Origin of the sequence: Bradyrhizobium sp. MOS001 (assembly GCF_004634465.1) — a bacterium.
Lineage (GTDB): Bacteria > Pseudomonadota > Alphaproteobacteria > Rhizobiales > Xanthobacteraceae > Bradyrhizobium > Bradyrhizobium barranii.
The window spans coordinates 1-15,054 of the sequence record NZ_SPVJ01000047.1 but is presented as its reverse complement, the minus strand read 5'-3'; the positions used below and the strand labels follow the sequence as shown (position 1 = coordinate 15,054).

Sequence of the window (15,054 nt, the reverse complement as noted above, 5' to 3'; positions counted from 1 at the left end):
TCAAAAACCGGTTAGCCGCGCATCAAGCCTTCTGCGCGAGCTTCTCTTTGAGGAAATCGCGCACCGGCGCCGGCTCGACGTCCTTCGCGATCACGGCACGCCCGACCGCCTCCAGCAGGATGAAGGTGAGCTTGCCGCGCTTGACCTTCTTGTCCTGCGCCATCAGCGCCATCAGCGCGTCGGCGTCGGCAAGCCCTTCCTGCGCGAAACCGGCGATGTCCTGCAGGCGCGTCGGCAGGCCGGCCTCGACGAGGTGACGCTCGACGCGCGCGGCATCGGCCTCGCCGATCATGCCAAGCTTCGCCGAGAACTGCGCCGCCAGCGTCATGCCGATCGAAACACCCTCGCCATGGAAGAGGCGATCGGAGAAACCGGTCGCGGCTTCCAGCGCGTGACCGAAGGTATGGCCGAGATTGAGCAGCGCGCGCTCGCCGGTCTCGCGCTCATCGCGCGAGACGACGCCGGCCTTGGCGCGGCACGAGGTCGCGATCGCATGCTCGCGCGCCGAGCCGCCCTTGAAAAGGTCGGAGTGGTTCTTCTCCAGCCAGGTGAAGAAGGCTTCGTCGCCGAGCACGCCGTATTTGGCGACCTCGGCATAGCCGGCGCGGAACTGCCGCGGCGACAGCGTGTCGAGCACGGCGGTGTCGGCAATGACGAGCACGGGCTGGTGGAAGGCGCCGAGCAGATTCTTGCCCTGCGGCGAGTTGATGCCGGTCTTACCACCGACGGAGGAATCGACCTGCGCCAGCAGCGAGGTCGGCACCTGCACGAAATCGACGCCGCGGCGCAGGATCGCGGCCGCAAAGCCGGCGAGATCGCCGACCACGCCGCCGCCGAGCGCGATGACGAGATCGTTGCGCTCGACCTTCGCGGCGATCAGGGCCTCGCTGACCTTTTCGAGGCCGGCATAGGTTTTGGAGATCTCGCCTTCCTCGACCACGATGCGCGAGGTCGGAATGCCGGCAGAAGCGAGCGACGCTTCGGTCGGCTCGAGCCAGTATTTTGCGACGGTGCGATCGGTGACGATTGCCGTACGCACGCCGGGTCGCAAGCGCGCGACCCGTTCGCCGAGCGAGGCCAGCACGCCGCGGCCGATGACGATGTCATAGGCGCGATCGCCGAGCGCGACGTCGACGTTGACAGGATCTGAATGTTTCAACGGCGCAGTCATCGTACGGCACTCGCAACGTCGGCAGGTGATTGGGCGGCTTGTTCGCCGCGGAGATGGGCGCGCAGCGTCTCGATGCATTCCTCGACGATCTTGTCGTGCGGCACGTCGCGCGAGGCGATGGTGAGGTCGGCATGGCGATAGATCGGCTCGCGCTCGGTGAGGAGGCGCGTCACGGTTCCTTCGGGATCGGCGGTCTGGAGCAGCGGGCGGTCGGCGCGGCGGCGCACCCGGCGCATGATGACGTCAGGGTCGGCCTTGAGCCAGATCGAGACCGCCTTGGCCGCAATGCGATTGCGCGTCTCCTCGCGCATGAAGGCACCGCCACCGGTCGCCAGCACGATCGGCTCGCCGTCGAGCAGGCGCGCGATCACCCGCGCCTCGCCATCCCGGAAATACGGCTCGCCATGGCGCTCGAAAATCTCCGGTATGGTCATGCCGGCATGAGCGACTTCGATCTCGGTGTCGGCGTCAACGAAGGGCAGCTTGAGCCGGGCCGCCATGCGGCGCCCGATGGTGGATTTGCCCACCCCCATCATGCCGACGAGCACGATCGAGCGCGTCCCGAGCGCCGACAGGATGTCGGCCTCAGGGGCAGCTTGTATCGGCAACGCGGCGTCGGGCATGGGTCTCGCTCGATCTGCCGCCGGAGGCGGCATGCTTTGGCCACCTATACGACCCCCTCGGGGCCCTCGCCAGAGGACTCTTGCCACGAAACGGCGAACATGTTGGATGATTTCATTGGTTAATTTGGACGCCTGAGACCTTCCCGAGACCTTGCCCAATGCCCAGCCTGTTCCGCTTCCTGACGGTCGTCGCCGTGCTCGCCGGCATCGTCTATGGCGTGGTCTTCGCGCTGGCGAACTTCGTGAGCCCGAAGTCGCGGGAAATGACGGTGACGATCCCGCCGGATAAGTTTCTCAAGAAATAGGAGCTAGCCTCCAGGGCATGCGCGTACAGCCCTCAGACAGCAAGCTCACCGGCCTGTTCCTCGACATGCTCGCGGCGGAACAGGGCGCCGGCCCTAATACGCTCGACGCCTACCGCCGCGACCTCACCGATTTCTCGGAATTTTTGGGCCGCGTCGGGCGCAGCTTTGCCGACGCCGAGACGCAGATCCTGCGCGATTACCTCGGCGATCTCGACAGCCGCGGCTTCAAATCCACCAGCGTCGCGCGGCGGCTGTCGGCGATGCGGCATCTCTACCGCTTTCTCCTGAACGAGCGCATCCGCACCGAGGATCCCGCGGCGATCCTGTCCGGCCCCAAGCGCGGCCGCGGCCTGCCGAAAGTGCTGTCGATCGCGGATGTCGACCGCATGCTCGGCCGCGCCAAGGAATTGAGCGAGGCGGAGGACGCTTCGCCCTCGAAACGGCTGCGCGCGTTGCGGCTCTATTGCCTGCTCGAGGTGCTCTACGCCACCGGCCTGCGCGTCTCCGAGCTGGTGGCGCTGCCGCGCTCCGCGGCCAAACGCGACGCCCGCATGATCGTGGTGCGCGGCAAGGGCAACAAGGAACGCCTGGTGCCGCTCAACGAGGCCTCACGGCAGGCGATGGCCGATTATCTCGCGGCGACGGAAGCGGCAAAAGCCGACAAGAAGAACAGCGTGGCCGCCTCGAAATGGCTGTTCCCATCGTTCGGCGAGAGCGGGCATCTGACGCGGCAGCATTTCGCCCGCGACCTGAAAGAGCTTGCTGTCGCCTCGGGGCTGCAGGCCCGGCTGGTCTCCCCGCACGTGCTGCGCCACGCCTTTGCCAGCCACCTCCTGCACAACGGCGCGGATTTGCGCATCGTGCAGACCCTGCTCGGCCACACCGACATCTCCACGACCCAGATCTACACCCATGTGGTCGAGGAGCGCCTGAAGAGCCTGGTGCGCGACCTGCACCCGCTGGCGGAGAAATAGTTCTCTTGTAGCCCGGATGGAGCGCAGCGAAATCCGGGGCCGCCCGCCTCGCGGAAAGACCTTCCCGGATTGCGCTTCGCTCCATCCGGGCTACAGGCAACCCATGAAACCGCCTTGACTTCGGCCACTTCTCCGCAGAAAGAGCCGTGGCCTCACGCATGAATTGGCGGGCTGCTTTAGAGCACACAAGCCAACTCATTGAAGAAGCTACATTTCTTTCCGCCGATCCAAAGCCGCTTCGACGCCCCGCCCCGTCCTCGCTATATTGAGTTGATGCCAGATCACATGCGCAGCTATCTCGACTTCGAAAAGCCGGTCGCCGAGCTCGACTCCAAGGTCGACGAGCTGCGGACGCTTGCGGCCTCGGGCACCGATATCTCCGAGGAGATCGGGAAGATCGAGGACAAGGCGGCGCAGGCGCTGGCCGACCTCTATCTGAACCTGACGCCGTGGCAGAAGACGCTGGTCGCGCGGCATCCGCAGCGGCCGCATTTCAACGACTTCATCAAGGGCCTGATCACCGAATTCACTCCGCTCGCCGGCGACCGCAAGTTCGGCGAGGACGAGGCACTGGTTGCCGGCTTCGGCCGCTTCCGCGGTGAGGCCATCTGCGTGATGGGCCAGGAAAAGGGCGATTCCACCGAGAGCCGCATCCGGCACAATTTCGGCATGGCGCGGCCCGAGGGCTATCGCAAATGCGTGCGGCTGATGGAGATGGCCGAGCGGTTCGGCCTGCCGGTGCTGTCGCTCGCCGATTCCGCCGGCGCCTATCCCGGCATCGGCGCCGAGGAGCGCGGCCAGGCCGAGGCGATCGCACGCTCGACCGATGCCTGCATGGCGCTGACCGTGCCGAACGTCGCCATCATCACCGGCGAGGGCATGTCGGGCGGCGCCATCGCCATCACCACCGCCAACAAGGTCCTGATGCTGGAGCACGCGATCTACAGCGTGATCTCGCCCGAGGCCGCCTCCTCGATCCTGTGGCGCGACGGCTCCAAGGCGCAGGAAGCCGCCAACAACATGAAGATCACCGCGCAGGACATGCTGCGCTTCGGGGTGATCGACAGCATCTTGAAGGAGCCGGTCGGCGGCGCCCACCGCGACCCCACCGCCATGATCGCCACCACGGGCGATGCCATCGCCAAGGCCTTTGACGAGCTCCGCGGCCTGGACGGCGACACCATCCGCAAGCAGCGGCGGCAGAAATTCCTCGATATCGGCCGGAAACTGGGCTGATTCGGCCGTTTTCGGTGCCGTAGAGTGGGCAAAGCGAAGCGTGCCCACCATCCCAAACAGTATGGGGAGCGAGATGGTGGGCACGGCGCTTTGCGCCTTTGCCCACCCTACGAGACCTTTCGGGCGGCCCCCGACCGCCCCGGTAACTCCCCGTTAACCCTTTTTTTGCCCAAATCAGCGATCTCTGTGCGGATTGGGCCGGAAGGCCCAAGTACGGCCCAAAGTCGCGTCCATTTAGTCTTCGTTGACCATGCCACTGGGCCAACGGGCTCGTGATCCCAGCTCGGGTTGCGACCACATGACCCAGAGGTTAGAATTTTAATCAATGGCTTCAGGGCACAAGCGCTGGAGCGTGGTTCGAAAACGCCCGTCACGACGGGTCCGGATCTCCGGTCGGATCATGCTTCGAGATTGGGGTTCGCGCTCTCTGCCCGGCACGGTGTGGGGTCCATCTTGATTTCTCGTTCGCTTGTTCGCGCGCTTTTGGCTTCGGTTGCGCTGCTGACGGCCAGTGTTCTGCTGGCCGGCTGCGACACCGACCAGGTTTCGCTCGCGACCAACGCCAAGGCCAACCAGCCGGTGCCGCCAAAGCTTCTCGCCGCGATGGTCGAGAAGGACATGGACCTGCAATCGCCGATCCTGGTGCGCCTGTTCAAGCAGGAGGCCGAGCTCGAGGTCTGGAAGCAGGCCCGCAACGGCCAGTTCGCGCTGCTAAAGACTTATCCGATCTGCCGCTGGTCGGGCGATCTCGGCCCGAAGGTGCGCGAAGGCGACCGCCAGGCGCCGGAGGGATTCTACTCGATCAATCCGGGCCAGATGAATCCGCAGTCTGCCTACTATCTCTCGTTCAACACGGGCTATCCGAACGCGTTCGACAAGGCTCTGGGGCGCACCGGCTCGCAGCTGATGGTGCACGGCGATTGTTCGTCGCGCGGCTGCTACGCGATGACCGACGAGCAGATCGCGGAGATCTATTCGCTTGGGCGGGAGTCGTTCTTCGGCGGCCAGAAGGCGTTCCAGCTCCAGGCCTATCCGTTCAAGATGACGCCGGTGAACATGGCCAAGCACCGGAACAACCCGAACATGCCGTTCTGGAAGATGATCAAGGAAGGCTATGATCATTTCGAGGTGACGCGGCAGGAGCCGAAGGTTGATTTCTGCGAGCGCAAATACGTGTTCGACGCAACGAAGACGCCCGACGCGAAGCGCGATCCGGTGTTCGATGCGTCCGCGAAGTGCCCGGCCTATGTGATCCCCGAGAACATCGCCAGCGCGGTGCGCGACAAGGATGCGCGCGACCAGGTCGAGTACAACAAGCTCGTCGCCAAGGGCACGCCGATTGCGCGCATGAACACCGGCATCGACGGCGGCATGAACAAGATTTTTGCCTCGAAGATTCCGGAGGGATCGACCGGACTGTCGGAGAACGCCGAAGGCTCGACCCTGGAGATGCTGGCGATGGCGAAGGCGCCGGGCACGATCCCCGGACACGTCAATCCGCCCAAGCCCAATCTCGATGCGGTCGCCGCCGCTCCCGCGAACCAGGAGCCGGTCGGCGCCGTCAGTGCGCCCGCCGCCACCACCCGCGTCGCAGCAGCCGCGCCGGCCAGCGAGAAATCCCAAGAGAAATCGTCAGGCGGCTTCTTCTCCAACCTCGGCCGCAAGATGGGCCTCGGCACCGCCGACACGACGGCGACCACGCCGCCGCCGCAAGCGACCGCGTCCGTGGCCCCGACCACTGCTCCAGCAACGCCGCCCACCGCGACGTCGAGGCTGAAGGCCGCAGTGACGAGGTTCGTGCCCGGCCGCGACACGTCCAAGGACGCGCCGAAGCCGACTGTGGCCACCGCCGCCAAGCCGGCCGAACCGGTGAAGCCGGACACGCGCCTCGCCGCGACGCGCCCCGCGCTGAAGCCGTCGGTGTCGGATGGCGCGAGTGAAGCGACGCAGATCATGGGCGCCGCGCCGGTGGTGTCGTCGAACTCGTTCGACAGCCGCTTTGGGGCGGTGAAGTAAGGGCGGCGCTCCGCTTAATCTCTCCGATCCATCCCAGCCTGACGCCGTCATTCCCCGCGACCCGGCTACGCCAAGGCTTCGCCGTGTCGCGGGGCATGACAGTTGATGAGATACAGTGAGAGCGCTGCGCCTCACTCAAAGACGGGCAGCGCGACCTACGGCGCCAAATACCGCATCAGCTCCGGATTGCCGCGCACATCATTCGCCTGCCCTTGCAGAGCGACCCTGCCGCGGTCGAGCACGTAGGCATAGTCCGCGACGCGCAGCGCGAGGTCGAGGTGCTGCTCGACGATGATGACGGCGATGCTCTTCGCGAGCTCGATCAGGCGCTCGGTGATCTCCTCGATCACGCCGATCCAGACGCCTTCGGTCGGCTCGTCCAGCAACAACAGCTTCGGATCGCCCAGCATCGCGCGGCCGATGGCGAGCATCTTGCGCTCACCGCCGGAGAGGGTGCCGGCGGGCTGGTCGAGGCGCTGGCCGAGTTTCGGGAAGATGGTCAGCACATGGTCGACCGCGTCGGCCTTCTTGCTGGCGAGCGAGCCGACCGCCAGATTGTCGCGCACCGACAGGCGCGCGAACACCGAATGCTCCTGCGGGACGTAGCCGATGCCGGCGCGCACGCGCTCCTGGGTCGCGCGGCGGCTGATGTCGCGTCCATCGAACGCGACCTCGCCCTTCCATGCCGGCAGCTCGCCGACGATGGTCTTCATCAGCGTGGTCTTGCCGGCGCCATTGCGGCCGAGCACGGCGACGCCGCCGCGCCAGGGAATGCCGAGGGTGACGTCGAACAGGACCTGGCTGCGGCCATAGCCCGCGTCGAGATGCTTGATGTCCAAAAATTCAGGCACGGCGCAGATAGATCTCCTGGACGGATTTATTGGCCTGGATCTCCGACACGGTGCCTGATGCCAGCACCTTGCCCTGGTCGAGCACGGTCAACCGATCGCAAATGTCGCGGATGAAATCGAGGTCGTGCTCGACGATGACGAGCGAGCAATGTTTCTTGATCGGCTGAAGCAATTCACCGGTGACGCGGCGCTCCTCCAGGCTCATGCCGCCGGTCGGCTCGTCCAGCAGCAGCAGCTTCGGTTTGCCCGCGAGCGCCATCGCGATCTCCAGCCATTGCTGCTGGCCGTGCGACAATGCGGCCGCCGCGTCGAAGGCGCGATCGGCGAGACGGAACTGCGTCAGCATGGTCATGACCTGGTCGTGCAGCGCGCCCCGCGTGCGCGAGAATACGAGATCGAACAGCGAGGACTGCGCCTGCAGCGCGAGCAGGATGTTGTCGTAGAGCGTCAGCGTCGGCAGCACGCTGGTGATCTGGAATTTCAGGCTCATGCCGGCCCGGGCCCGTTCGGTCGGCGTGAACGCGGTGATGTCGGTGTTGATGAAACTCACTTTGCCTTGGGTCGGCACTTCGGCCCCCGCAATGCACTTCATCAGCGTGCTCTTGCCGGAGCCGTTCGGTCCGATCAGGCCGTGAAACTCGTTCTCGCCGACGGTCAGCGCGGCGCCGTCGAGCGCGGTGAGCTTGCCAAAGATCTTCTTGATATCGGCGGCTTCAAGGAGCGGCATTGCGCTTCTCCTTCTCAGTCTGCTTCTCGGTCTTCTTCTCGGTCTCCTTGGGCTTGGCACCAAAGCTGCCGACCCGTTCGCGCTCGCCGAGCACAAAACTGATCAGGCCAAGCGGTCGGAACAGGATCACGAGCAGCAGCAGCAGACCGAGGATGATCGGCCAAATCTCGCGATAATTGTCGGAGAGCCAGAAGCTGACGCCCTCGACGATCACGGTGCCGATGACGGCGCCGATCAACGTGCCGGAGCCGCCGAACAGCACATAGAGCACCACCTGCGTCGAGACGACGACGCCGACCATGTTGGGCCAGACGAAACCTTCGTGGAAGGCATAAAGGCTGCCGGCAAGACCTGCGATGGCGCCGCCGATCGCGAAGATGATCGCCTTCAGGTGCTGTACCTTGTAGCCGAAGAAGGCGATGCGCTGCTCGTTCTCGCGCAGGCCTGCGAGCGCCAGCCCGAATTGCGAGCGCACCAGGAAGCGGCAGAGCAGATAGACGACGACGAGGATGCCGAGCACGAGATAGTAGAACGCCGGGCCTTCAGAAAATTCGTAGCCGCCGAGCGACATCGGCGCGATCGAGGGGATGCCGTTCTGGCCGCCGAGATAGTACCAGCCGCGCGCGAGGCGATCGGCGGCGTAGGAGCCGGTCAGCGTGCCCAGCGACACGAAGATGACGCTGGAGGGATGCCGTCCGAGCAGCAGGAAGCCGCCGAGCAGCAGCGCGAAGGTAAGGCCGATGATCGTGCCGGCAGGGAGCACGAGGAAGATGTTGGTGATGTCGAGGTCGCGCGCGAGCAGCGCGACGCCATAGCCGGCCGAACCGAAGAACAGGGCCTGGCCAAAGCTCATGATGCCGGCATAGCCCCAGACCAGATCGAACGACAACGCGAACAGCGCGAGGATGATCACGCGGGTCGCGAACACGGTGAGGTAGTCCTGCAGCACCAGCGGCGCGAGCAGCGCCGCGACGAGCACGACGCCCTCCACGATCGGCAGGACCTTTCGTCCTGCCTTGACCTGTTCCTTGGCCTGTCCCGCTGCCACGCGTTCAGCCATCGCATCGTCCGCTTCGTCGCCGGCGATGGCTTCTCTTACCACACTCATCGACTTCGGCATTCCGCCTCAGCATTCCTTGGGATCGACGAGCCCGTCGCTGCGTCCGACGATCTCGTAGTTCCCACCCTTGGCGACCGCGGTGTACATCTTCATCTTGCAGTGCCGCTTGCCCGGCACCATCTCGGCCGGTCCACCCGGGCCTTCGGCGATCTTGGCGTGATCGAGCGCGGCGGCAACCGAGTCGCGATCGACCTTGCCGGCTTCCTTCACGGCCGCTTCCCACAGCTTGAGGCCGCGATAGGTGCCGGTCGCGGCACTGCCGGCCGCGAACAGGAAGTTGCCGGGAAAGTCCTTCTCATACGCCGCCTGGATTTTGGCGTCGAACGGGTTCTCCTTGGTCAGCACCTTGAAATAGTCGAGACAGCTTGCGAGCCCCTCGATCTCGGCGGCCTGGTTGATGTTGAGCGTGTTCTCGTCATAGTAGACGCAGGCCAGGCGCCCGCCATTCTTGAGGAAGCCCGCTTCATAGAGCTGCTTGAAGAACGGGCCGACGCCCGGCGGAATGACAGTGTTGAAGACGACGTCGACCTTGTTGGAGATGATCCGGTTGACGGTCGATGAGAAATCGATCTGGTCGAGCGGGTAATATTCCTCGAACACGACCTCGCCGCCGTTCTGCTCGATCACCTTGCGGGCGTAGACGTTGAGCGTGTGCGGCCAGACATAGTTGGCGCTCGGCAGCGCGAACTTCTTGCCACCGTTCTTGATCAGCCAGGGAATGAACTCGTCACACTGCTGCGCCGGCGTCGGCCCGGTGCAGAACAGATAGGGTGTGCACTCCTTGCCTTCGTAGAGCTGCGGATAGATGTAGAGCGTCTTGCCGCGCGCCACGATCGGGTCCTTGATCGCGTTGCGCATCGACGAGGTGATGCCGCCCAGCACCATGTCGACCTTGTCGCGCTGGATCAGTTTTCGGACGTTGCCGACGGCGACGGATTCGTTCGACGCAGTGTCCTCGATATAGAGCTCGAGCGGACGGCCGAGCAGACCACCGGCCGTATTGATCTCCTTGATCACCATCTTGGCGACATTGGCGTCGGCATTGCCGGCATAGGCGATCGGGCCGGTGAGATCGGTCGCGATACCGACCTTGATCGGGCCTTCCGCCGCGTTCGCCCACGGCGCCGGGATCACCCAGCTGCCGACGCCGGTCGCGACCGCGCCGGTGGTGAAGGCAAGATTGGAGAGGAAGCGGCGACGCGAAAGCTGAGTACGATCGAACATGACTAAACCCCTTTTCCAGCGATGAGGCCCTGTGGCCGAAATTTGATGAAGACAATGGCGAGCACGAAGACGAGGACGTCGGCGACGACGGGCGCCATCACCCATGGCAGCGCGGCGCTGAGGGTGCCGATGACGCCGGCGCCCGCCACCGGTCCGATGAAGGAGCCGACGCCGCCGACCATCACCGCGACAAAACCCTGGATCAGGAAGCGCAGGCCGAGATCGGCGTACAGGCTGAACACCGGCACGATCAGCGCACCGGCAAGGCCGGCGAGCGCGGAGCCGAACGCAAACGTGGCGCCGTACATCAGGGGCGTGGAAATGCCTGAGGCCCGCGCCAGCGAGGGATTTTCCAGGGTGGCGCGCATGCGCAGGCCAAAACTCGTGCGCGACAGCAGGAGGTAACAGCCCGCCATCACCAAAAGCGTGATGACGATGATGGTGAAGCGCCAGGCCGAGATGTGCATGGCGCCGATATCGATCGAGCCGCCGATCGGCTCGGGCACGGTCAGATAGAAGCCACCGATCAGGCCGCGCACCGATTCGCGGATGATCAGGCCGAGCGCATAGGTGCCGAGCATCGCCACGATCGGCGCGGCGTAGAAGCGGCGGATGATCAGCGCCTCCAGCACGAAGCCGAGCGCACCGACCACGAAGGGCGCCGCGACCATGCCGGCCCAGATCGGCAGGCCCTTGGCGTAGGCGAGATAGGTGATGTAGGCCCCGAGCAGGACGAACTCGCCTTGCGCGAAGTTGAAGATGCCCATCATGCTGGCGATGATTCCGAGCCCCAGCACGATCAGGACGATGATCGCGCCAAAGCTCAGGATCTCGAACGCCGCGACGAACGCGTTAGCCATGCGCTAGATTCTTGTTTTGACGCGTTTTCTCGACGCGAACCGGTATCCACTTCGCTTGAAGACGCTCTGCTCCGTCCGTCTGCATTAGTTCCTCTCTCACATCTTCTTCCAGTCGCCGATCTGCTCGAAGGCATGGGCGGCGCGGTAGATGGTGGATTCCTCGAACATGCGGCCGACCAGCATCAGGCCAACGGGCAGGCCGTCGACCATGCCGCAGGGCAGCGACATCGCGGGATGATGGGTGATATCGAACGGCGCGGTGTTGGAGATCATCTCCAGCGCGCGGGCGACGTAGTCTTCGCGGCTTGCGGTGGGCTCCGGCAGCTTGGTCGCCTTCATCGGCGTGGTCGGCAGCAGCAGCAGGTCGTATTCGCCGAACGCCTTGTCATAGGCCGCGGTCAGGCGACGCGAGATGTTGAGGGCCTTTCCGTAATAGCGGGGACCGAAGCTGTTGTTGATGTAGGTCCCGAGCATCAGGAACAGTTTTGTCGTCTCCGATAGCGAATCCGCCTGCCGGCGCCAGCCACGATGGAAGTCCATCAGCGAGGTCGAGTAGAGGTCAGAGCGGCTCAGGCCATAGCCATCGCCATACATCATGGTCTGGGTCATGCCCTCGGTGCCGATCGGCGTCCAGATCGCGGGGCCCACGAGGTGCATCGGGATCGAGACGGTCTCGACGGTGGCGCCAAGGTCCTTGAAGCGCTTGGCGGCCTCGCGGACGCTTTCGTTCACCGCGGCCTCGGCGTTCGCCTGCTCAAAACCTTCCTTGAGAATGCCGATCTTCATGCCCTTGACGCCCTGACCGAGCGCCTTGGTGTACTCCTCGACCTTCGGCGCCTTGATGCGGGGATCGTAGCCATCGTCGCCGGCGAGCACTTCGAGCAGCAGCGCATTGTCGGCGACGGTCGCGGTCATCGGACCGGTGTGGTCGACGAAGACCTCGATCGGCATGATGCCGGTGTAGGGGACGAGTCCCCAGGTCGGCTTCATGCCGTAGGTGCCGCAGAACGAGGATGGCATGCGGATCGAGCCGCCCTGGTCGCCGCCGATCGCCATGTCGACCTCGCCGAGCGCGACGACGACGCCGGAACCAGAGGACGAGCCGCCGGCCGAATAGCCCATCTTGTGCGGATTGTGCACGGCACCGACCGCGCCGGTGTGGCTGCCGCCGGACATGCAGAAGGATTCGCAATGCACCTTGCCCGCGATCTCGGCGCCGGCATCGAGCATGCGCGTGACGATAGTGGCGTCGAAATCGGGGACGTAGCCCTCGAGCGTCGCCGAGCCGTTCATCATGGGCACGCCGGCGAGCATGATGTTGTCCTTCAGCGCGACGGTCTTGCCCTTGAGCTTGCCGCTCGCCGCACCCTTCACGGTCGACTTGCGGTACCAGGCGTTGCGCGGGTTCTCCTCGGGCGAGGGCCGATAGCCCGGCGTGCGGGGATATTTGACCTCCGGCACTTCGTCCGGCATCGCGCCGACGAGATTATAGGCCTCGATCGAGCCCTGCATCAGGCCGCGGAACGAGGCGACATCGGCATCGGTCAGCGAAAGGCCGCACTGCTTGGCGACGTCAAGAAGTTGGGCAGGCGTGGGAAGGACAACTGTCACGGCGCTCTCCTGAAGTTTTCTTGGTACGGTCCCTGGCGCGCGGCCGCGATTGGCGCGACGCGCGCAGCGGCCCTGCTGAAACATTCAAAGCGGAAATATTTTCCTTTTCAAGTATTATTTTAAAATGGGGCTGTCCGGATTGCCGCAGCAGGCTCAGACCGGCTTGATCAGCTTGAAGTCGAGACCGTCGGCCTCGGCGAGATACATCTGCATGCGGGCGTGACCGTTGCGAACGACGACCGGGCCGCGCGCGCCGCCATAAACGATGTTGCGGCCCGCCGCGAGCATGGGCGCCATCGACAGCGAACCTGCCTTTTTCGCCACGGCTTCGAGGAAACGCAGGCCTTCATAGCTGGACTGGCCGAGCGATCCGATCGGCGGGGCGTTCGGCCCGAACATCGCGCGATAGCGGATCTGGAAGTCGTCATTGGCCCGCGAGCCGATACCGGAGAAATAGCCGGATGCGCAGAACATGTTCTCGCTGTTGTCGGCGCCGATGCCGAGCAGCACCGTCTCGTCCATGGCCCCCGCCAGCCGCAGCGTCGTGGCGCCGAGGCCGCATTCGCCGAAAGCACGATTGAAGGTGACGCTGTCGGTGCCGATCAGCGAGATCAGCACGACATCGGGCCTGGCGGCACGGATGCGCGCCAGGTGCGGCTCGTGATTGTCCTCGCCGAGGGGGACGAACTCCTCGCCGACGACGTGGCCCCCGGTTTCCCTGATGTAGTTCTTCACGGCGCGGTGCGATTGCCAGGGCCAGACGTAATCGCTGCCGATCAGGTACCAGCGCGACGCCTTCTTGACGTCGGCAAGCCAGTGGATCGACGGCCGGCTCTGCCAGCGCGGCGTCTCGCCGATCGCCATCACGCCGGGCGTGCGCTCGCCGCCTTCGTAGACCGGCGTATAGATGTAGGGAATGCGGTGACGCGTGGTGACGTCGCGCAAGCCGACGCGGACCGCGCTGGTGTGCAGCCCGACGATGAGATCGACCTCGTCGAACGCGATCGCCTGCTCGGCGCGGTTCAGTACCTCGTCGAGCGGCCCGCCGGCGTCGTAGATCGACAGCTCGATCTCGCGGCCGAGGATGCCGCCGCGCTTGTTGATCTCGGCAACGGCGAGTTGCGCGCTGTTGGTCGCGCAGGGGCCCCACACACCCGGCGATCCCGTGCAGCAGATGAAGCCGCCGATGCGCAGCTTGTTCGCGCCACGCCGCCTGAGGAACGCATGATCGCCCGGCGACAGCGAGCTATCGGCTCCCGACGACGACAGATTCCTCAGCAGCAAGGACGGCGGCATCGCCGGACTGCCGTGAGCCGGGAAGTTTACCGTCGCGTGCACGCCAACTCCTGTCTGGCACCAGACCTGAAAGCACAATGAGCAGGCGGCCGCGGCATCCGCCCTTTTGTTAGGCAAACATCCTATTTTGAAAATATTGAATATTCAACAATTGAAGTGCATATAGAAGCAGCATTGATTGCAAGACATTCACTCATTTGGGTCAAGACGAAGTCTTAGCCGTGGCAAAACCGAACTCCCCGATCACCGAACACCTCGCCTACCTGCTCGCGCAAGCCAACCGGGAGATCAACCGGCAGCTGGAACTGCGCCTGAGCAAGGAAGGCGTTCCCGTCGAGCAGTGGCGCATCCTTAAGGTGTTGTCGGACGGCGATGGCCACTCGATGGGCGAACTCGCGGACGCGGTGCTGCTCAATCATCCGACGCTGACCAAGATGATCGATCGCATGGTCTCCGACACGCTGGTCTATCGCGTGCAGGACCCGAACGACCGCCGCAAGGTTCTGATGTTCATCTCCGACCGCGGCAAGGTGCTGTGCAAGAAGCTGAACTCGCTCGCGGTGGACCAGGAGGAGCACATCCTGGAGAGCTATGGCGACAAATCGACGAGCGAATTGAAGCGGCTGCTGGAGAGCTTGATCGATAGTTCGAATTGAGCGTTGGCTTGGCGCGCTCTCGCAACCCTTCGTCTCGTGAGGGCGTGGCGCAAATCGCCACACACTCAGCCGTCATCGCGCGCGAAAGCGGGCGATCCAGTATTCCAGAGACGTTAGTGATTCAACCGAGAGGCCGCGGCGTACTGGATCGCCCGGTCGAGCCGGGCGACGACAGTGGAGCGTGAGGCACGAACATCGCGTGTCACGCGCGCATGACAGCGGGGCTCGGCTAGGCGTACCGCCCGTGACAGTGCTTGTACTTGTAGTGGATGTTACGTAGTTGCTGATGTTGTTGGGATTTTTGTTGCTCGATTTTGGGCTGTCAATCTTTTGTCGAGAACCCTGCCTCTTCTCCTGTGCATCGTGGGCTGGGGAAGCGCCCCA

The 15,054-nt window shown here is 64.4% G+C and carries 14 protein-coding genes; 5 read left to right on the top strand and 9 right to left on the bottom strand.

Annotation, left to right across the window (positions count from 1 at the left end; genetic code table 11):
- Positions 1-22 precede the first annotated feature (22 nt).
- Complete coding sequence (gene aroB, locus CT676_RS35430) at positions 23-1,171, bottom strand: 3-dehydroquinate synthase (protein WP_135216429.1); 1,149 nt, start codon at positions 1,169-1,171, stop codon at positions 23-25.
- Positions 1,168-1,794, bottom strand: a complete 627-nt coding sequence (locus CT676_RS35425; protein ID WP_085403588.1) for a shikimate kinase — start codon at positions 1,792-1,794, stop codon at positions 1,168-1,170. The genes aroB and CT676_RS35425 overlap by 4 nt, the downstream gene beginning before the upstream one ends.
- A gap of 158 nt (positions 1,795-1,952) precedes the next feature.
- Between CT676_RS35425 and CT676_RS35420 the strand changes: the two genes are divergently transcribed.
- The 4 genes from CT676_RS35420 (at position 1,953) to CT676_RS35405 (ending at position 6,325) form a co-directional block, all read left to right on the top strand.
- On the top strand, positions 1,953-2,099 hold the full coding sequence (locus CT676_RS35420) for a hypothetical protein (RefSeq protein WP_035730492.1): 147 nt from the start codon (positions 1,953-1,955) through the stop codon (positions 2,097-2,099).
- A 17-nt stretch (positions 2,100-2,116) separates the two neighbouring features.
- The gene (gene xerD, locus CT676_RS35415) at positions 2,117-3,073 is read left to right on the top strand and encodes a site-specific tyrosine recombinase XerD (protein ID WP_135216428.1); all 957 of its coding nucleotides are present in this window, start codon (positions 2,117-2,119) and stop codon (positions 3,071-3,073) included.
- Between the two features lie 273 nt (positions 3,074-3,346).
- On the top strand, positions 3,347-4,309 hold the full coding sequence (locus CT676_RS35410) for an acetyl-CoA carboxylase carboxyltransferase subunit alpha (RefSeq protein ID WP_071916974.1): 963 nt from the start codon (positions 3,347-3,349) through the stop codon (positions 4,307-4,309).
- A gap of 453 nt (positions 4,310-4,762) precedes the next feature.
- Positions 4,763-6,325 (top strand): murein L,D-transpeptidase family protein, encoded by a 1,563-nt coding sequence (locus CT676_RS35405; protein ID WP_167768273.1) that lies wholly within the window; start codon positions 4,763-4,765, stop codon positions 6,323-6,325.
- Positions 6,326-6,480: 155 nt separating this feature from the next.
- On the opposite strand, the gene CT676_RS35400 is transcribed toward CT676_RS35405, so the two are convergent.
- From CT676_RS35400 to CT676_RS35370, 7 genes are all read right to left on the bottom strand, one after another.
- Positions 6,481-7,176, bottom strand: a complete 696-nt coding sequence (locus tag CT676_RS35400; RefSeq protein ID WP_014490408.1) for an ABC transporter ATP-binding protein — start codon at positions 7,174-7,176, stop codon at positions 6,481-6,483.
- The gene (locus tag CT676_RS35395; RefSeq protein ID WP_071908479.1) at positions 7,169-7,903 is read right to left on the bottom strand and encodes an ABC transporter ATP-binding protein; all 735 of its coding nucleotides are present in this window, start codon (positions 7,901-7,903) and stop codon (positions 7,169-7,171) included. Before CT676_RS35395 ends, CT676_RS35400 begins: the two co-directional genes overlap by 8 nt.
- On the bottom strand, positions 7,890-9,023 hold the full coding sequence (locus CT676_RS35390; RefSeq protein WP_135216426.1) for a branched-chain amino acid ABC transporter permease: 1,134 nt from the start codon (positions 9,021-9,023) through the stop codon (positions 7,890-7,892). The genes CT676_RS35395 and CT676_RS35390 overlap by 14 nt, the downstream gene beginning before the upstream one ends.
- 6 nt (positions 9,024-9,029) lie before the next feature.
- Entirely contained in the window at positions 9,030-10,247 is a 1,218-nt protein-coding gene (locus tag CT676_RS35385) for a substrate-binding protein (protein WP_071908481.1), read from the bottom strand.
- A 2-nt stretch (positions 10,248-10,249) separates the two neighbouring features.
- On the bottom strand, positions 10,250-11,107 hold the full coding sequence (locus tag CT676_RS35380) for a branched-chain amino acid ABC transporter permease (protein WP_063980618.1): 858 nt from the start codon (positions 11,105-11,107) through the stop codon (positions 10,250-10,252).
- 96 nt (positions 11,108-11,203) lie between these two features.
- The gene (locus CT676_RS35375; RefSeq protein WP_071908482.1) at positions 11,204-12,718 is read right to left on the bottom strand and encodes an amidase; all 1,515 of its coding nucleotides are present in this window, start codon (positions 12,716-12,718) and stop codon (positions 11,204-11,206) included.
- 153 nt (positions 12,719-12,871) lie between these two features.
- Complete coding sequence (locus CT676_RS35370; RefSeq protein WP_014490414.1) at positions 12,872-14,056, bottom strand: substrate-binding domain-containing protein; 1,185 nt, start codon at positions 14,054-14,056, stop codon at positions 12,872-12,874.
- A gap of 179 nt (positions 14,057-14,235) precedes the next feature.
- On the opposite strand from CT676_RS35370, the gene CT676_RS35365 reads away from it, so the two are divergent.
- Positions 14,236-14,670, top strand: a complete 435-nt coding sequence (locus CT676_RS35365) for a MarR family transcriptional regulator (protein WP_014490415.1) — start codon at positions 14,236-14,238, stop codon at positions 14,668-14,670.
- Positions 14,671-15,054 lie beyond the last annotated feature (384 nt).